The following is a 16,334-nucleotide window of genomic DNA, read 5'->3' on the forward strand; positions in this document are numbered from 1 at the left end:
GGCATCTTTCCCTTCGGTCAAGAATTCATGCCGCGGCTGCGAAAAAAATTGCCGACGCCATGCCGCGCCGGCACTGGTTCGACGTATTTTTGCACCGTATTCTCATCACGAATCAGTTGCGAGAGGCGCAGATGACCAGTTCCATGATGCAAGATCTTGTCGAGGACGACGCGCAGGCCGAAATGGCGGCGGGCGAGGCCGATTCGGCACAGGCGGAGGAGGCGGGCGCAAGCCTCGTGGTCCGCAAGAAGGACTTCGTCGAGCGCGTCGCGCTTGTCGCCGGGGTGAAGAAGGGCAAGGTGCGCGATGTCACCGAAGCCGTGCTGCAGGTTCTGGGCGAGGCGCTGGCCAATGGCGAAAGCCTGGCCATCCCGCCGCTTGGCAAGCTGCGCGTGACCCGGCAGGCCGGCAAGGACGGCGATCTGCTGCAGATCAAGCTGAAGCGGATCGAGGCCGGTGGCAAGAAGGGCGAAAAAACCGACGAGGCCCCTCTTGCAGAGGCCGAGGAGTGACGCTAGAAGCCACTCCACCGGGCGATTAGCTCAGCGGTAGAGCGCTTCGTTCACATCGAAGATGTCAGCGGTTCAAATCCGTTATCGCCCACCAGAATTCTCCGGCCCCCTCGTGGGGCCGGTTTTCGTTTCATGACCCCGCCGCTGCGTCGCAGCCGGCGGGGTCTTGCATTCTGGGGATCCTGCAAGCTCTGGCTTGATTCATGCGATAACTGGTTATAATTTTTTACCAGTGGAGGAGATCGCATGGATATGCCGGTGCCAGCCGCGCGCGTGCTCGCGCGCAAGCAAGAGATCGTGGCGCGGCTGCGTGCGGTGCTGCCCGCCGATTCGGTGATCGACGACCCGGCCGAGACGCGCGCCTATGAATGCGATGCGCTCTCGGCCTGGCGCTGTGCGCCGCTCGCGGTGGTGCTTCCGCGCACGACGGCCGAGGTGGCGGCGGTGCTGCAGGTCTGCACCGCGGAGGCGGTGCCGGTGGTGCCGCGCGGCGCCGGCACCTCGCTTGCCGGCGGCGCCATGCCCACGGCCGATTCCGTGGTGCTGGGACTCGCGCGGATGACCCGGGTGCTCGAGGTCGATTTCGAGAACCGCTTCATCCGGGTCGAGGCCGGGCGCACGAACCTGTCGGTCACCGCGGCGATCGAGGGCGAGGGCTGGTTCTATGCCCCCGATCCCTCGAGCCAGCTTGCCTGCGCCATCGCCGGCAACATCGCGATGAATTCGGGCGGCGCGCATTGCCTGAAATACGGGGTGACGACGAACAACCTGCTCGGCGTCACCCTGGTCACCGGTGCGGGCGAGGTGATCGAGCTGGGCGGTCCCTTCTGCGATGCCGCGGGGCTCGATCTGCTCGGCGTCGTGTGCGGCTCGGAAGGGCAGCTGGGCGTCGTCACCGAGGCGGTACTGCGCATCCTGCCGAAACCCGAGGGCGCGCGGCCGGTGCTGATCGGCTTTGCCGCGAACGAGATCGCCGGCGCCTGTGTCGCCGACATCATCCGCGCCGGCATCCTGCCCGTGGCGATCGAGTTCATGGATCGCCCCTGCATCGAGGCGACCGAGGCCTTCTGCGCCGCGGGCTATCCCGACTGCGAGGCGCTGCTGATCGTCGAATGCGAGGGCAGCCCGGACGAGATCGCCGAGCAGCTGGGCCTGATCCGCGAGATCGCGCTGCGCCACGATCCGGTCGAGTTCCGCGAGGCGCGCGATGCCGAGGAGGCGCGGCGGATCTGGCTTGGCCGCAAGTCGGCCTTCGGCGCGATGGGGCAGAAGGGCGATTACATCTGCCTTGACGGCACGATCCCGGTGAGCGCGTTGCCCGAGGTGCTGCGCGGCATCGCGGCGCTTGGTCGCGACTTCGGGCTCGAGGTGGCAAATGTGTTCCACGCGGGCGACGGCAACATGCACCCGCTGATTCTCTATGATGCCAACGCTCCGGGTGAGCAGGAGCGGGCCGAGGCCCTGGGGGCGGAGATCCTGAAGCTGTGCGTGGCGGCGGGCGGCTGTCTGACCGGCGAGCATGGCGTGGGCATCGAGAAGCGCGACCTGATGGCGGTGCAGTTCACCGCCGCCGATCTGGAGGCGCAGATGCGGGTGAAGGATGTCTTCGATCCGCCCTGGCTGTTGAACCCGGCCAAGGTGTTTCCGCTCTCTGCAAGTGCCGGGCGGCGCGCGGGCGGGGCGTCCCGGGGCGCTGCCCCGGACCCCGAGGTATTTGGGCCAAGATGAAAGCAGGGGCGATGCGGGTCGAAAGCGAGGCGGAGCTGGTCGAGGCGGTGCGGGGCGCGCGCGCGCCCTTGCGCGTGGTGGGCGGCGGCACGCGGGGCGAGGTCGGGGCCGGGGCGCGGCTCGAGGTCGCGATCTCGGGCGTCCGGCTTTACGAGCCCGGCGCGCTGACGCTGATCGCCGGGGCGGGCACGCCGCTTTCCGAGATCGAGGCCGCGGTGGCCGCCGAGGGGCAGCGCCTGCCCTTCGAGCCGCCCCGCTGGGGGGCGCTTCTGGGCCTTGCGGGGGAGAGCACGATTGGCGGGGTTGCCGCCGCGAATGTCTCGGGGCCGCGGCGGGTGCAGGCCGGGGCCTGCCGCGACAGCCTGATCGGGCTGCGTTTCGTCGATGGTGCGGGCATTGCGGTGCAGGCCGGCGGGCGGGTGATGAAGAACGTCACAGGCTATGATCTGGTCAAGCTGCTGGCGGGCAGTGGCGGTCGGCTTGGGGTGTTGAGCGAGGTGGCCTTCAAGCTGCTGCCGGCGGCGCCTGCCCAGGCGACGGTGCGGGCCGAGGTGCCGCTTTCCGAGGCCGGGCGGGTGCTGGCCGCGGCGCTGGCCTCGCCCTTCGATGTGTCGGGGGCGGGCTGGCTGCCGGGGCAGGGGGCGGTGGTGCGCCTCGAGGGGCTGGCGGGATCGGTCGAGTATCGCGCCGGGCGGTTGGCGGCGCGGCTTGCGCCCTGGGGGGCGCGGATCGAGCGCGAGGGCTCGGCCGCGATCTGGTGCGATCTGGCCGAGGTGCTGCCGTTCCATGGCCGCGCGGGCGACATCTGGCGGTTTTCGGTGAAACCCTCCGAGGCGGCGGCGATCGCGGCGCGGCTGGGCGGCGAGGTGGTGCTCGACTGGGGCGGCGGGCTGATCTGGGCATTGCTGCCTGAGGGCACGGATGCCCGGGCGCGCGCCGCGCCCTATACCGGCCACGCCACCTGCCTGCGCGGTCGCGCGCCCCGCGCCGAGCCCGAGGTGCCCGCCGTCGCCGCGCTGAGCCGCGCGCTGCGGGCGCGCTTTGACCCGCGCGGCATTCTCGATCCGGAAAGGGCCGGCTGATGCAGACCTCCTTCACCCCCGAGCAGCTGGCCGACCCGGGCATCGCACGCGCGAACGAGATCCTGCGCGCCTGCGTGCATTGCGGCTTCTGCACCGCCACCTGCCCGACCTATCAGGTGCTGGGCGACGAGCTCGACAGTCCGCGCGGCCGGATCTATCTGATCAAGGACATGCTGGAGAGCGGCCGGCCGGCGGATGCGAAGACCGCGCGCCACATCGACCGCTGCCTCGGCTGCCTTGCCTGCATGACCACCTGCCCCTCGGGCGTGCATTACATGCATCTGGTCGACCATGCCCGCGCCCATGTCGAGCGCACCTTCCGCCGGCCCTGGCACGAGCGTGCGCTGCGCGTCGTGCTGGCGAAGCTCGTGCCCTATCCGGGCCGCTTCCGGCTGGCGCTGCACGCGGCGCGGCTGGCCCGGCCGTTCGCCCGCCATCTGCCCGATGCGCGGTTGCGCGCGATGCTCGAGATGGCGCCCGCGCGCCTGCCGCGGCCAAGCCCGAACGACCGCCCGCAGGTCTTTGCCGCCGAAGGGACGCGGCGCTTTCGCGTGGCGCTGCAGATCGGCTGCGCGCAGCGCGCGCTTGATACCGACATCAACGACGCGACCATCCGCCTGCTGCGCCGGATCGGCTGCGAGGTGGTGGTGCCGCGCGGGCTGGGCTGCTGCGGGGCGCTCAGCCATCACATGGGCCGGGCGGGCGAGGCCCATGCGCAGGCGGCGGCGAACATCCGCGCCTATGGCGCCGCCGGGCCGCTCGATGCGATCATCCTCAACACCTCGGGCTGCGGCACGACGGTGAAGGATTACGGCCACATGTTCCGGGGTGATCCGCTGGCGGCAGAGGCCGGGCGGGTCGCGGGCCTTGCCTGCGACGTGACCGAGTTCCTGGCCCGTGCCGACCTGCCCCAGGGCGGGCCGAAGGGGCTGCGCGTCGCCTATCACGCCGCCTGTTCTTTGCAGCACGGTCAGCAGGTGAAGACCGCGCCGAAGGATCTGTTGCGCGCGGCGGGCTTCGAGGTGGTCGAGCCGCTCGACAGCCATCTGTGCTGCGGCTCGGCCGGCACCTACAACCTGCTGCAGCCCGAGATCTCGGCCGAGCTGAAGCGGCGCAAGGTCGCCACGCTCGAGGCGACGGCGCCGCAGGTGATCGCCGCGGGCAACATCGGCTGCATGCTGCAGATCGGCTCGGGCACCGAGGTGCGGGTGGTGCACACGGTTGAACTGCTTGACTGGGCGACGGGCGGGCCCTGCCCGCGCGCACTCTCGAAAACGCCATAATCTCGCCGCAGGGGGCGCCTAGCACTTGGACTTGTTCCCAGCCCTTTCACGGAGGCCCGATGCACCGCCTTGCCAGAGCCTTTGCCGTCTTTGCCCTGCTTGCCGGGCCGGCTGCGGCTTTCGAGAGCGGGCTGAAATTGCTGGCGACCGGGGCGGAGAGCCGGGGCTGGGAGGCCGTGGGGCGGCTTGACCTTGGCCGGGGCAGTTTCTGCACTGGCACGCTGATCGCGCCCGACCTCGTGCTCACCGCGGCGCATTGCCTCTACGATCACCGCTCGGGGCAGATGATCCCGGCCCAGCAGATCGAGTTCCGCGCCGGCTGGCGCAATGGCCGGGCGGTCGCCTATCGCGGCGCGCGCCGCGCGATGGCGCATCCGTCCTATCTCTATCAGGGGCCCGACCGGTTCGACCGTGTCGCCTGGGACCTCGCCCTCGTGCAGCTTGACGCGCCGATCCGGCTGCCGCAGGTGCAGCCCTTCGCGCTCGATCGCGGGCCGGGCGAGGGGGATCAGGTCGGTGTCGTCTCCTATGCCCATGACCGGGCCGAAGCGCCGGCGCTGCAGTCGATCTGCGAGGTGCTCAAGCGCGAGGCGGGGGTGGTGCTGATGAACTGCGCCGCCGATTTCGGCGCCTCGGGCGCGCCGGTCTTCGCAATGCGCGAGGGCGAACCGCGCATCGTCTCGATCGTCTCGGCCAAGGCCGAGCTGCGGCAGGAGCCGGTCTCGCTCGGTGCGCTGGTCGACGGGGTCAGCGATCTCGAAGAGGCGATGGCGCGCCGCGACACCGCCCCCGCGACGCAGGAAACCCGCACCAGCGGGGCGAAGTTCGTCCGCCCCTGAGGGGGCCGGATTTTGCCGCCACGCCCCGCGCGCAGGCCTTGAAACGGGCTGTTCTCCTTCCCAGATTCCCACCACCGGGGTGCCATGACGGGCCCCGGCGAACCCCATGCCCGGCCCCGTCGGGGCGGGCGCAACGACATCGCTCATGTGAGGATGACCCATGCGTACTTTTGATTTTTCGCCGCTTTACCGTGCCACCGTCGGCTTTGATCGCGTCGCCGACATGATGGATCGGGTGCTTGCCGCCGATGTGGCGCAGCCGACCTACCCGCCCTACAATATCGAGAAGACCGATGAGAACGCCTATCGCATCTCCGTCGCCGTCGCGGGCTTCGGCTCGGACGAGCTGAGCGTCGAGCTGCGCGAGGGCGCGCTGATCGTCGCCGGTCGCAAGGCCGAGGAGGCGGGCGAGACCACTTTCCTGCATCGCGGCATCGCCACCCGCGCCTTCGAGCGCCGCTTCGCGCTGGCTGACCACATGAAGGTCACCGGCGCCTCGCATGCCGATGGCATGCTGCACATCGACCTTGTCCGCGAGGTGCCCGAGGCGCTGAAGCCGCGCCGGATCGAGATCGCGGGCCCGGCGACCGTCGAGGCGAAACGCGTCGAGACGGTTGAGGCAAAGCCGCTGAACGCCTGATCGCCGTGACCGGATGAACGGAACGGGGCGCGGGGGAGACCCTCCGCGCCCCGTTTCGTGTCAGCCCGCCCCCAGATCGTCGCGGCTGACCGCCACCGTCTTCAGGATCGCGTGGCAGGCGACGCCCGGGGCAAGGCCAAGCGCGGTGACCGAGCGTTGCGTCAGCCGGGCAAGCACCGCCTCGCGTCCCATCCGCAGCCGCACGAAGGCGCGCCCGCCCGGTTCGGGCTCGATCCGCTCGACGATGCCGGGCAGGATGTTCAGCGCCGACAGCCCCTCGGGGCGCGCGCGCGACAGGATCACGTCCGAGGCATGGAGCCGCAGCCGCAGCCGGGTGCCGGGAGCGCCCGGGCTCTCGGCCACCCAGACCGGCCCGGCGTCGGTGTCAAGCCGGACCAGCCCGTCGGGCGCGGTTTCGCCCACGGTGGCGGCCAGCACGGTGCCGGCCTCGGCCCCGCCAAGGCGGGCGGCCAGCCCGGGGTCCGAGAACACCTCGGCCGCGGGGCCGGCGGCCAGCACCCGGCCGGCATCGAGCAGCACCACGGTCGAGGCGAGCCGCGCCACCTCGCCGATCGCGTGGCTGACGTAGAGAACGGGCAGCCCCGCATCGCGCAGCCGCTCGATGAAGGGCAGGATCTCCTCGCGCCGCGCGGCGTCAAGCGCGGCGAGCGGCTCGTCCATCAGCAAGAGCCGCGGTTTCGACAGCAGCGCCCGCCCGATCGAGACACGGGCCTTCTCGCCCCCCGACAGCGCGCCGGGGCGGCGCTCGAGCAGCGCGCCGATGCCGAGCATCTCGATCACCTGATCGAAGCCCGGCCCGGGCGCGGCCTTCGGCGCGAAGCGGGCGCCATAGAGCAGGTTCGAGCGCACCGAGAGATGCGGGAACAACCGCGGTTCCTGAAAGACATAGCCGACCCGGCGCCGGCGCGCGGGCAGGTTCACCCCGCGCTCTGTGTCCAGCAGCACCTCGCCCTGCGCCACGACCCGGCCCCGCGTCGGGCGGAAGAGGCCCGCGACGGCGTTGATGACGGTGGTCTTGCCCGCGCCGGAGGTCCCGAAAAGCGCGGTGACGCCGGCGGGCGCGGTGAAGGCGACATCGACGGCGAAGCTGCCGAAATCGTGGCTAAGTGACACTTCCAGCATCACGCGCCCCCGATCCGTTTCGCCACCCGCCGCGCCACCCCTTCCGAGATCAGCACCGCGCCAAGCGCCACCACGACCGAGACCCCGGCCAGCCGCGCCGCCTGCAGCTCGCCGCCCGGGATCTGCAGGAAGGCATAGATCGCCGAGGGCAGGGTCTGGGTCTGGCCCGGGATGTTCGACACGAAGGTGATGGTGGCGCCGAACTCGCCCATGGCCTTGGCAAAGGCGAGGATCGCGCCGGCCAGCACCCCGGGCAGGATCAGCGGCAGGGTGACGGTGGCGAAGACCGCGATCCGCGGGGCGCCGAGCGTCGCCGCCGCCTGCTCGAGCTTCGGATCGACCGCCTCGATGGCGAGCCGGATCGCCCGCACCATCAGCGGAAAGCCCATCACCGCGGCCGCAAGCGCCGCGCCGGTCCAGCGGAAGGCGAAGACCAGGCCGAAGACGTCATAGAGAAAGCCGCCGATCGGCCCCTTGCGGCCGAAGCTCAGCAGCAGCGCATAGCCCGTCACCACCGGCGGCAGGATCAGCGGCAGATGCACCAGCGCATTGAGCAGCCACATTCCCGGCAGCCGGCTGCGGGCGAGCAGCAGCGCCACGCCGATGCCGAACGGCAGCGAGGCCGCCACGGCGACCGTGGCGACCTTCAGCGACAGCAGAACCGCCGTCCATTCTTCCGGGCTGAGAAAGCTCACCGGCTCATTTCACCTCGAATCCCTGGGCCTCGAAGATCGCGGCCGCCTTGGGCGTGCCGAGGTAGTCGAGGAAGGCCTTCGCCTCGGCGGGCGCCGGGCCGTCCTTGATCAGCGCGGCGGGGTAGGTGATCGGCTTGTGGCTGTCTTCGGGGAAGGTGGCGACGACATGCACCTTCGGCTCGGCCGCGGCATCGGTCTTGTAGACGATGCCATAGGGCGCCTCGCCGGTCGCGACGAGGGCAAGCGCCGCGCGCACGTTGTCGGCCTGCGCCACCTGCGGCTCGACCTTGTCCCACAGCCCCATGAAGGTCAGCGCGGCCTTGCCGTACTGGCCCGCCGGCACGGAATCCACCAGCGCCATGGCCAGCTTGTGATCGCCGAGCACCGCGGGCAGCTTGGGCAGATCGACCGGCGCCTCGCTGTCGGACACCAGCACCAGCGTGTTGCCGAGCAGATCCTTGCGGCTGTCGGGCAGCACCATGCCGGCCTTCTCGACATCGTCCATCCAGGCGACCGAGGCCGAGATGAACATGTCGGCCGGCGCGCCGGCGTCGATCTGCTTCGCCAGCGCGGAACTCCCGGCATAGGAGATCACCGGCTTGGTGCCGGTCTCGGCGGTGAACTCGGTGGCGATCTCGTCCAGCGCGGTCTTCATCGAGGCGGCGGCGAAGATCACCGGATCGGCGGCAAGGACAGGGGTCGCGCCGGCCAGCAGCAGGCCGAGGGCGAGGGATGCGAGACGCATGGGGACCTCCGGGTCACGTTATGTTTGCGCGACCATAACCGCCGCTCCCGGCTGGCGGCAAGCGTTATTTCCCATCGGGAATATCCCTTTCCTGCCCCTCTGCCGCGCCGTCGCGCAGCCGTGCGCCGATCGCCGCAATCTCGCCCGCGCCGTCCGCAAGAAGTCGGGCGAGCAGGGCGCGATATTCGGCCAGAACCGCCTGACCCGTGGCAGTCAGCTGCGCGCCGCCACCGTGCGCGCCGCCGCGCGCACTCAGCACCAGGGGCTCGGCAAAGGCGTCGTTCATCTCCTCGACCAGAGACCAGGCACGCTTGTAGCTCATCCCCATCCGCCGCCCGGCGGCCGAGATCGAGCCCTCCTCGGAGATCGCCTGAAGCAGGTCGGCCTTGCCCGGCCCGAAGACCAGCTTGCCGTAGTAAAGCCGCAGCGTGGCGCGTGTCAGGTCCATGGGCTCCTCCTGTGCCCATCCTGTCGCGTTCGGCCCGCTCAGGCAAGCCGCCCCCTTGCACCGCGCGGCGGCATCGGTCAGCTTCGCCGGGCTGGGGGGAGGAAACCATGCGCATGACCATCGTCTTTCTGCTGGCCGCCTATGTGCTGAGCCAGTTCTACCGGGTGTTCCTGGCGGTGCTGACGCCGGTTCTGGGGGCGGATCTCGGGATCAGCGCCGAAGAGCTGGCGCTGGCGCTCGGCTTCTGGTTCGCCGCCTTCGCGGCGATGCAGATCCCGGTGGGCACCGCGCTCGACCGTTTCGGGCCGCGGATGACGACGGCGCTGCTTCTTGGCCTTGGCGGGGCCGGCGGCGCGGCGCTCTTCGCCACGGCGCAGGGGGCGGTGCAGATCCATCTGGCGATGGCGCTTCTGGGGTTCGGCTGCTCGCCGGTGCTGATGGCGGGCTATTACGTCGTCGCCCATGCCTTCCGCCCGGCGCTGTTCTCGATCCTGGCCGCGGCGCTTCTGGGTGGCGGCAGTCTGGGCAACATCCTCGGCGCGGCGCCGATGGCGGCGGCGGTCGAGGCCTGGGGCTGGCGCGCGGTGATGTGGGGGCTGATGGCGGCGACGCTGGTCGTCGCGGCGGGGCTCGCGGTCTTTGCGCGCGACCCGGCACGCGAGGGCGGCCATGACGCCCGCCGCGGCTCGCTTCTCGACGTGCTGCGCAATCCGGGCTTCCTGCTGATCCTGCCGCTTGCCTTCACCAACAATGCCGCCTCGGCCGGCATCCGCGGCCTCTGGGCCGGGCCCTGGGCGGGCGAGGTGCATGGCGCCGATGCGCTGACCATCGGCCATGTCACGCTGGCGATGAGCCTTGCCATGGTGCTGGGCAATTTCGTCTACGGGCCGGCCGACCGCATCCTTGGCAGCCACAAGCGCGTGGTTCTGGTGGGGAACCTGTGCCTGTGCCTGGCGCTCGCCGTGCTGGTCGCGATGCCCGGGATGTCGCTGGTCGGCGGCGCCGTGGCGCTGGCCGCGGTGGGCTTCTTCGGCAGCTCCTACCCGGTGCTGATGGCACATGGCCGCGCCTTCTTCCCGGCGCATCTGGTCGGGCGGGGCATGACGGTGCTGAACCTGATGTCGATCGGCGGCATCGCGGTGGCGCAATTCGGCACCGCGCCGCTGTTCCGCGCGGCCTCGGCCGGGGGCGACGTGACCTTCGCCTATGGCATGCTGTTCCTGTTCTTCCTCGTGCCGCTGGTGCTCTCGCTTGCCTTCTATCTCTTCGCGGCAGACAAGCCCGTGGCACTCGACTAGAAAGACCGCATGAAGACGTCCCTTCCCGACCCGATCGAGGTCATCGCACCGAACCTGAAACGCCGCCTGTCGGGGGTCACCGCCACCATCGCGCGGCTGGTGCCGGTGCAGGCGCGGATGATCGGCATCGTCACCACCGGCCCGGGCCTGCCCGCCGCGCTGCCGCATGTGCCCGTCTGGCGCCTGCCGCTGCTGCCGCGCCGGCGCCGGGTCTGGCACGCGCGGCGCAACACCGAGATGCTGCTGGGGCTGGCGCTGAAACGCCTCTTCGGGATGGAGCTGAAACTTCTCTTCACCTCGGCCAGCCAGCGCCGCCACACCGGCTATACGAAATGGCTGATCGGGCAGATGGACGACGTCGTCGCCACTTCGTCGCGCACTGCGGCCTATCTCGAGCGCCCGGCGCATGTGATCTTGCATGGCATCGACACCCAGGGCTTCACCCCGCCGCGCAGCCGCGCCGCGCTGCGCGCCCGGCTCGGCCTGCCCGAGGGGGTGCTGGTCGGCTGCTATGGCCGGATCCGCGCGCAGAAGGGAACAGATGCCTTCGTCGATGCGATGCTGTCGCTGCTGCCGACCCGACCCGGCGTCACCGCCCTGGTGATGGGCCGCGCGACCGAGGGGCAGGGGGCCTTCCTCGACGGGCTGAAGGCGAAGGTGAAGGAGGCGGGGCTTGAGAACCGCATCCTCTTCCCGCCCGAGGTCACCGTCGACAGGATGGCTGACTGGTATCGCGTGCTGGACCTCTACGTCGCGCCGCAGCGGTGGGAGGGCTTCGGCCTCACCCCGATCGAGGCGATGGCCTGCGGCGTGCCGGTGGTGGCGACCCGCGTCGGCGCCTTCGAGGAGATCGTCACCCCCGAGACCGGCGCGCTGGTCGATCCGGGCGACATCCCGGCGCTTGCCGCCGCCTGCGCGCCCTTCCTCGACGATGCCGCCCGCCGCGCGGCGGCGGCCGAGGCCGCCCGCGCCCATGTCGAGGCGCGCTTCCGCATCGAGACCGAGGCCGCGGCGCTGGTCGCGCTCTATCGCGACCTGCTGGCATGACCCGGCTCGGCTTCCTGATCGCCCGCACCCTGCGCCGCGAGGCGCCGCTTGCCGCGCTGTCGGTGCCGCAGGCGGCGCTGCTGGCCGATCTGGCCGGCCGTTCGGTGGCGCTTGTCGGCAATGCGCGCTCGCTCGCCGGGACGCAGCACGGCGCGGCGATCGACGGACATGACCTCGTGGTGCGGATCAACCGCGCGCCGATGCCCGCGGCGCAAAGCCACGGCACCCGCACCGACTGGCTGGCGCTCGCGACCGCGCTGCCGGCCGCCGATCGCGCCCGGCTGCATCCCGGCCGCTATCTGTGGATGAGCCACAAGCGCAAGCGGCTCGACTGGGAAACGGCGACGAGCCCGGGGTTCTACCTGCATCCGCGCGCCGACTATGCCGGGCTGAAGGCGCGGCTTGGCGCGCAACCGACGACCGGGGCGATGCTGATCGACCTCTTCGCACGCTCGGAGCTGTCGCGCCTCACCCTCTTCGGCTTCGACTTCTTCGCCTCGCTCTCGCTCTCCGGGCGGCGCACGGCCGAGCAGGTGCCGCATGACTTTGACGCCGAGGCGCAATTTGTCGCGGCTCTGATGGCGCGGGATTCGCGCATCAGCCGCGTGATTTGAGCGCAAATCGCTTCCCAAGCCATCGCTTTTCCGATATGGCCTGCCTGCTTTGAGCATGGAGGTCCCAAGATGGGCTATAAAGTCGTCGTCGCGGGCGCCACGGGCAATGTGGGCCGCGAAATGCTGAACATTCTCGCCGAGCGCGAGTTTCCTGCTGATGAGGTTGTCGCTCTGGCTTCGCGCCGGAGCCTTGGCACTGAGGTCAGCTACGGCGACAAAACCCTGAAGACCAAAGACATCGAAGGCTTCGACTTCACGGGCTATGACATCGCGCTCTTTGCCATCGGCTCGGAGCCGACGAAGAAGTATGCGCCGATCGCCGCCTCGCAGGGCTGCGTGGTGATCGACAACTCGTCGCTCTACCGCTACGACCCGGAGATCCCGCTGGTGGTTCCGGAAGTGAACCCGGAAGCGGTCGAGATGTACAAGAACAAGAACATCATCGCGAACCCGAACTGCTCGACCGCGCAGCTCGTCGTTGCGCTGAAGCCGCTGCATGACCGCGCCAAGATCAAGCGCGTCGTCGTCGCGACCTATCAGTCGGTCTCGGGCGCGGGCAAGGAAGGCATGGACGAGCTCTGGGATCAGACCAAGGCCGTCTACAACCCGACCTCGGACGTGCCGCCGAAGAAGTTCACCAAGGAGATCGCCTTCAACGTGATCCCGCACATCGACGTCTTCATGGAAGACGGCTCGACCAAGGAAGAGTGGAAGATGGTCGCGGAGACGAAGAAGATCGTCGATCCGAAGATCAAGCTGACCGCGACCTGCGTGCGCGTGCCGGTCTTCGTCGGCCACTCGGAAGCGGTGAACATCGAGTTCGAGGAGTTCCTCGACGAGGACGAGGCGCGCGACATCCTGCGCGAGGCGCCCGGTGTCATGGTGATCGACAAGCGCGAGAACGGTGGCTACATCACGCCGAAGGAATGCGTGGGCGACTACGCCACCTTCATCTCGCGCATCCGCCAGGACAGCACGATCGACAACGGCATCAACCTGTGGTGCGTGTCGGACAACCTGCGCAAGGGCGCGGCGCTGAACGCGGTGCAGATCGCCGAAACCCTCGGCAATCGTTGCCTGAAGAAGGGGTGAGCCGCGGTCGGGGGGCCATGCACCCCGATCAAACGCTCCGGTGGAGCGTTTGAAGCGGCGAACGCCCGGAGCGCAAGCGAGGGCCGGGTGCCTTTGGCGAACGCCCGGAGCGCAAGCGCAGGGCCGGGCCGTTCTCCCCATCCTCTGACCTGAACGTGAGGGCGCCGTGAACCGGCGCCCTCTTGCTTTTGCACCGCCCCCCGGCGACCCTGCACGGGAAAGTCGGAGGAGTTTCCATGCGTTCCCTTTTCATCGCGCTTCTTGCATCCACCGCCCCCGCGGCGCTCTTCGCGGCCCCGGTCGCACTGCCCGCCACCGTCACCGCCGTCACCCTTTTCCCCGAGGGGGCGCAGGTCACCCGCACCGTCGCGGTGCCCGCGGGCGGCGAGATCCTGGTGCCGAACCTGCCCGACGGCACCGATCCGGCCGGGCTGCGCGTCACCGGAACGGGGCTTGCGATCGGCGCCGTCACGTTGATCGACGAGCGCCAGCCCGCGGCCGAGGACGTCGTCTCGCCCGCCCTCGCCGCGGCGCGGGCGAAGGTCGCCGACCTGACCGAGGCGCTGGCGGCAAAGCAGGACGGCATTGCCCAGATCCGCGCCAAGGCCGAGGCGGCGCGGGCGAAGGCCGAGTTCCTCAAGGGGCTCGACACCGCGAACACCGCGCCCGCCGATATCGCCAAGCTTGCCCAGACCGTGGCCGAGGGCGTGCTGGCCGCGAATGGTGAGGCGATCGCCGCCGAGGCCGAGGTGCGCCGCGCCGAGGTCGCGCTGCAGCCCGATCGCGACGCGCTCGAGGCGGCGCAGAAGGCGCTTGCGGCGCTCGAGCACCCCGAGAAGGGCAGCGATTCCCTGCTGGTCACCGCCACGGGGGCGGGCACGCTGACGATCACCACCTTCGTGCAGGGGGCCGGCTGGACGCCGAGCTATGACCTGCGCCTGGACGGCACGGCGGGCCGGCTTGCCATCGACCGCTTCGTCTCGGTGCGGCAGGCGACGGGCGAGGACTGGACCGGGGTCGATCTGACGCTGTCGACCGCGCGCCCCTCGGACCGCACCGATCCGTCCGAGCTCTGGCCGCAGCTTCTGCGCATCGGGCCGGAACAGCCGGTGGGGGTGATGGCCAAGTCCGCGATGCGCGAGGCCGACAGCTTCGCGATGCCGGTGGCCGAGGCCGCGCCGATGCCGATGACGCTTGCGATGCAGGGCGAGACGGTGACCTATCGCTATGCGACGCCCGTCGACATCCGCGACGGGGTCGAGAACCTGCGCCTTGGCCTCGATACGCTCGAACGCCCGGCGAAGGTGCTGGCCGAGGCGGTGCCGGCGCGCGACGACACCGCCTATCGCGTGGCCGAGGGCACCAACACCGGGGTCGAGGCGCTGCTGCCGGGCCCGGCGACGCTCTTCGTCGACGGCGCGGTCGTTGGCACCGCCGAGATGCCCGCGGTCGCGGCCGGCGCGCCGTTCCGCTTCGGCTTCGGGGCGATCGACGGGCTGCGGCTGAAGCGCCTTGTCCCCGAGGCGAACGAGGGCGACCGCGGCCTGATCTCGAAATCGAACGAGCGGCGCGAGGTGGCGCAGATCTCGGTCGAAAACCTGAGCGGCCGCGACTGGCCGGTGCGGCTGATCGATCAGGTGCCCTATTCCGAGCAGGAGGACCTGAAGATCGACTGGACCGCCACGCCGGCCCCCACGGCGACCGACTGGACCGACAAGCGCGGGCTGCTGGCCTGGGAGTTCGACCTTGCCGCCGGCAAGACCCAGGCGGTGAAACTGGAGACCACGATCCGCTGGCCGGCCGATCAGGTCCTGCAATGACATGAAAAGGGGCAGCCCTGCGGCTGCCCCTTCCTGTTCCGTCCCGGTGCCGGCCCTTGCGGGCGGCGCCGTCAGATCTGTTCGAAGACCCCGGTCTCGGGGTTGAACTGCTCGAGCCCGCCCGAGCCGATCTCGTGCCACAGGCCATGCAGCGTCATGTTGCCCGCCTCGATCGCGGCGCGCACGAAGGGGAAGGTCATCAGGTTCTCGAGGCTGGTGATCACCCCCTGCTTCTCGAGCGCCTCGATCTGCGTCTCCTCGGGCAGCTCCTTCACCTCTTCATAGGCAGGGCGCAGCAGGTTCAGCCAGGTGCCGACGAAGGAGGTCTTTTCCTCCAGCTCGGGCGCGTGGCCGGTGCACATCGCATGGCAGCCGTGCACGCCGCCGCATTGCGAATGGCCCAGCACGATCAGATGCGCGACCTTGAGCGAGGTCACCGCATATTCGACCGCGGCCGAGGTGCCGTGGTGGTCGCCGTCCGGGTTGTAAGGCGGCACCAGGTTCGCGATGTTGCGGTGGCTGAAGAACTCGCCCGAGTCGGCGCCGAAGATCGAGGTCACGTGGACCCGCGAGTCGCAGCAGGCGATGATCATCGCTCGCGGGCGCTGGCCTTCATCGGCGAGGCGGCGATACCAGGAGCGGTTTTCCGTGTAGGTGGTCGCTTTCCAGCCATGATAGCGGCTGACCAGATACGAAGGCAGAGGCCGAACGTGTTCCTTCATCGTGATCCCCATTGATTGCAGGCACTAGATAGGCCGAGCCGCGTGCAAGTGCGAGGAAATTTTCGCGGCCGTCATTCTTTGGCCAAGGTCTCAACGTTTTCTTGAGGCATCCGTGCCAGTCTGGTTTCGGAGGAGACCGCGCGCGGCGCCAGGCTGCGCACTGTGGGAAGGAGGATGGCTGTGGGAACCGTGTCCAGTATCCGGATCGAGGAGGGCGTGCGTGTCGATCCCGACCGCGTGCTGAGGCTGGCGGCTCGGCTCGGCCGGATCGACGCCGCGCATCTGATCTCGGCCACACGGCAGGATCTGATCGAGCAATTCGCCCGCATCGAGCTGGCGGTCGGGCAGGGCGATGCCGAGCAGGCGGCCTGGACCGCGGTCGAGGTCGAGCGGCTGGCCGATCAGGTCGGGATGATCGGGCTCGCGCGCGTGGCGCGCGATCTGCAGGACTGCTGCGCCCGCGACGACCGTCCGGCGCTCGAGGCCGTGACCGCGCGGCTGATCCGCATCGGCGAGCGTTCGCTTTCGGCGATGGGTGTGCTGGCCGGACGCCGCGGCTGAGCCTCGCCCGATCGTGATGCGGGGCCGGGGGTTGCGGCTGCCGGTCGGGGCGCTACCCTTGCGGC

General features: G+C 70.1%; 17 protein-coding genes and 1 tRNA gene. 13 read left to right on the plus strand and 5 right to left on the minus strand.

What is annotated here, in order from left to right; all coding sequences use genetic code 11:
• The first annotated feature begins 131 nt into the window (after positions 1-131).
• The 7 genes from AC0QTQ_RS03790 (at position 132) to AC0QTQ_RS03820 (ending at position 6,084) form a co-directional block, all read left to right on the plus strand.
• Positions 132-512 (plus strand): HU family DNA-binding protein, encoded by a 381-nt coding sequence (locus AC0QTQ_RS03790; RefSeq protein WP_480258317.1) that lies wholly within the window; start codon positions 132-134, stop codon positions 510-512.
• Positions 513-531: 19 nt separating this feature from the next.
• A tRNA-Val gene (locus tag AC0QTQ_RS03795) sits at positions 532-606 on the plus strand.
• Positions 607-758: 152 nt separating this feature from the next.
• Positions 759-2,240, plus strand: coding sequence for an FAD-linked oxidase C-terminal domain-containing protein (locus tag AC0QTQ_RS03800; RefSeq protein WP_480258318.1), 1,482 nt, complete (start codon positions 759-761; stop codon positions 2,238-2,240).
• A gap of 11 nt (positions 2,241-2,251) precedes the next feature.
• A complete protein-coding gene (locus tag AC0QTQ_RS03805; protein WP_480258319.1) occupies positions 2,252-3,322 on the plus strand; it encodes an FAD-binding protein in 1,071 nt (356 codons plus the stop codon).
• Positions 3,322-4,605, plus strand: a complete 1,284-nt coding sequence (gene glcF, locus AC0QTQ_RS03810) for a glycolate oxidase subunit GlcF (protein WP_480258320.1) — start codon at positions 3,322-3,324, stop codon at positions 4,603-4,605. The genes AC0QTQ_RS03805 and glcF overlap by 1 nt, the downstream gene beginning before the upstream one ends.
• Before the next feature lie 59 nt (positions 4,606-4,664).
• Positions 4,665-5,444, plus strand: a complete 780-nt coding sequence (locus AC0QTQ_RS03815) for a trypsin-like serine peptidase (RefSeq protein WP_480258321.1) — start codon at positions 4,665-4,667, stop codon at positions 5,442-5,444.
• 160 nt (positions 5,445-5,604) lie between these two features.
• Positions 5,605-6,084, plus strand: a complete 480-nt coding sequence (locus tag AC0QTQ_RS03820; RefSeq protein WP_121531947.1) for an Hsp20 family protein — start codon at positions 5,605-5,607, stop codon at positions 6,082-6,084.
• Between the two features lie 60 nt (positions 6,085-6,144).
• On the opposite strand, the gene modC is transcribed toward AC0QTQ_RS03820, so the two are convergent.
• From modC to AC0QTQ_RS03840, 4 genes are all read right to left on the minus strand, one after another.
• Positions 6,145-7,230: a molybdenum ABC transporter ATP-binding protein gene (modC, locus tag AC0QTQ_RS03825; protein ID WP_480258322.1), complete on the minus strand. Its 1,086-nt coding sequence runs from the start codon at positions 7,228-7,230 to the stop codon at positions 6,145-6,147.
• Positions 7,227-7,922: a molybdate ABC transporter permease subunit gene (gene modB, locus AC0QTQ_RS03830; RefSeq protein WP_480258323.1), complete on the minus strand. Its 696-nt coding sequence runs from the start codon at positions 7,920-7,922 to the stop codon at positions 7,227-7,229. The genes modC and modB overlap by 4 nt, the downstream gene beginning before the upstream one ends.
• Positions 7,923-7,926: 4 nt before the next feature.
• Complete coding sequence (gene modA / locus AC0QTQ_RS03835; RefSeq protein WP_480258324.1) at positions 7,927-8,667, minus strand: molybdate ABC transporter substrate-binding protein; 741 nt, start codon at positions 8,665-8,667, stop codon at positions 7,927-7,929.
• Positions 8,668-8,731: 64 nt separating this feature from the next.
• A complete protein-coding gene (locus AC0QTQ_RS03840; protein ID WP_480258325.1) occupies positions 8,732-9,115 on the minus strand; it encodes a winged helix-turn-helix domain-containing protein in 384 nt (127 codons plus the stop codon).
• A gap of 107 nt (positions 9,116-9,222) precedes the next feature.
• Between AC0QTQ_RS03840 and AC0QTQ_RS03845 the strand changes: the two genes are divergently transcribed.
• From AC0QTQ_RS03845 to AC0QTQ_RS03865, 5 genes are all read left to right on the plus strand, one after another.
• Positions 9,223-10,413: an MFS transporter gene (locus tag AC0QTQ_RS03845; RefSeq protein ID WP_480258326.1), complete on the plus strand. Its 1,191-nt coding sequence runs from the start codon at positions 9,223-9,225 to the stop codon at positions 10,411-10,413.
• 9 nt (positions 10,414-10,422) lie between these two features.
• Positions 10,423-11,460 carry a glycosyltransferase family 4 protein gene (locus tag AC0QTQ_RS03850; protein WP_480258327.1) on the plus strand — a complete coding sequence of 346 codons (1,038 nt, stop codon included), beginning with the start codon at positions 10,423-10,425 and terminating at the stop codon, positions 11,458-11,460.
• Positions 11,457-12,074, plus strand: coding sequence for a glycosyltransferase family 29 protein (locus tag AC0QTQ_RS03855; protein ID WP_480258328.1), 618 nt, complete (start codon positions 11,457-11,459; stop codon positions 12,072-12,074). The genes AC0QTQ_RS03850 and AC0QTQ_RS03855 overlap by 4 nt, the downstream gene beginning before the upstream one ends.
• 69 nt (positions 12,075-12,143) lie before the next feature.
• Positions 12,144-13,166, plus strand: coding sequence for an aspartate-semialdehyde dehydrogenase (locus tag AC0QTQ_RS03860; protein WP_121531961.1), 1,023 nt, complete (start codon positions 12,144-12,146; stop codon positions 13,164-13,166).
• A gap of 236 nt (positions 13,167-13,402) precedes the next feature.
• On the plus strand, positions 13,403-14,986 hold the full coding sequence (locus AC0QTQ_RS03865; protein WP_480258329.1) for a DUF4139 domain-containing protein: 1,584 nt from the start codon (positions 13,403-13,405) through the stop codon (positions 14,984-14,986).
• A gap of 71 nt (positions 14,987-15,057) precedes the next feature.
• Here the strand turns inward: AC0QTQ_RS03865 and AC0QTQ_RS03870 are convergent, their stop codons facing one another.
• A complete protein-coding gene (locus tag AC0QTQ_RS03870; RefSeq protein ID WP_480258330.1) occupies positions 15,058-15,708 on the minus strand; it encodes a carbonic anhydrase in 651 nt (216 codons plus the stop codon).
• A gap of 174 nt (positions 15,709-15,882) precedes the next feature.
• Between AC0QTQ_RS03870 and AC0QTQ_RS03875 the strand changes: the two genes are divergently transcribed.
• Complete coding sequence (locus tag AC0QTQ_RS03875) at positions 15,883-16,269, plus strand: hypothetical protein (protein ID WP_480258331.1); 387 nt, start codon at positions 15,883-15,885, stop codon at positions 16,267-16,269.
• The last annotated feature ends 65 nt before the right edge of the window (positions 16,270-16,334 follow it).

The sequence above is a fragment of the Paenirhodobacter sp. YD-8 genome, assembly GCF_056590935.1.

What these genes read in the sequence shown, in the direction of transcription:
- AC0QTQ_RS03860 (WP_121531961.1), top strand. Translation starts at nt 12,144, where the DNA reads ATGGGCTATAAAGTCGTCGTCGCGGGCGCCACGGGCAATGTGGGCCGC.
- AC0QTQ_RS03820 (WP_121531947.1), top strand. Translation starts at nt 5,605, where the DNA reads ATGCGTACTTTTGATTTTTCGCCGCTTTACCGTGCCACCGTCGGCTTT.
- AC0QTQ_RS03845 (WP_480258326.1), top strand. Translation starts at nt 9,223, where the DNA reads ATGCGCATGACCATCGTCTTTCTGCTGGCCGCCTATGTGCTGAGCCAG.
- AC0QTQ_RS03850 (WP_480258327.1), top strand. Translation starts at nt 10,423, where the DNA reads ATGAAGACGTCCCTTCCCGACCCGATCGAGGTCATCGCACCGAACCTG.
- AC0QTQ_RS03815 (WP_480258321.1), top strand. Translation starts at nt 4,665, where the DNA reads ATGCACCGCCTTGCCAGAGCCTTTGCCGTCTTTGCCCTGCTTGCCGGG.
- AC0QTQ_RS03865 (WP_480258329.1), top strand. Translation starts at nt 13,403, where the DNA reads ATGCGTTCCCTTTTCATCGCGCTTCTTGCATCCACCGCCCCCGCGGCG.
- AC0QTQ_RS03805 (WP_480258319.1), top strand. Translation starts at nt 2,252, where the DNA reads ATGCGGGTCGAAAGCGAGGCGGAGCTGGTCGAGGCGGTGCGGGGCGCG.
- AC0QTQ_RS03790 (WP_480258317.1), top strand. Translation starts at nt 132, where the DNA reads ATGACCAGTTCCATGATGCAAGATCTTGTCGAGGACGACGCGCAGGCC.
- AC0QTQ_RS03840 (WP_480258325.1), bottom strand. Translation starts at nt 9,115, where the DNA reads ATGGACCTGACACGCGCCACGCTGCGGCTTTACTACGGCAAGCTGGTC.
- AC0QTQ_RS03855 (WP_480258328.1), top strand. Translation starts at nt 11,457, where the DNA reads ATGACCCGGCTCGGCTTCCTGATCGCCCGCACCCTGCGCCGCGAGGCG.
- AC0QTQ_RS03870 (WP_480258330.1), bottom strand. Translation starts at nt 15,708, where the DNA reads ATGAAGGAACACGTTCGGCCTCTGCCTTCGTATCTGGTCAGCCGCTAT.
- AC0QTQ_RS03800 (WP_480258318.1), top strand. Translation starts at nt 759, where the DNA reads ATGGATATGCCGGTGCCAGCCGCGCGCGTGCTCGCGCGCAAGCAAGAG.
- AC0QTQ_RS03875 (WP_480258331.1), top strand. Translation starts at nt 15,883, where the DNA reads ATGGCTGTGGGAACCGTGTCCAGTATCCGGATCGAGGAGGGCGTGCGT.
- modA (WP_480258324.1), bottom strand. Translation starts at nt 8,667, where the DNA reads ATGCGTCTCGCATCCCTCGCCCTCGGCCTGCTGCTGGCCGGCGCGACC.
- glcF (WP_480258320.1), top strand. Translation starts at nt 3,322, where the DNA reads ATGCAGACCTCCTTCACCCCCGAGCAGCTGGCCGACCCGGGCATCGCA.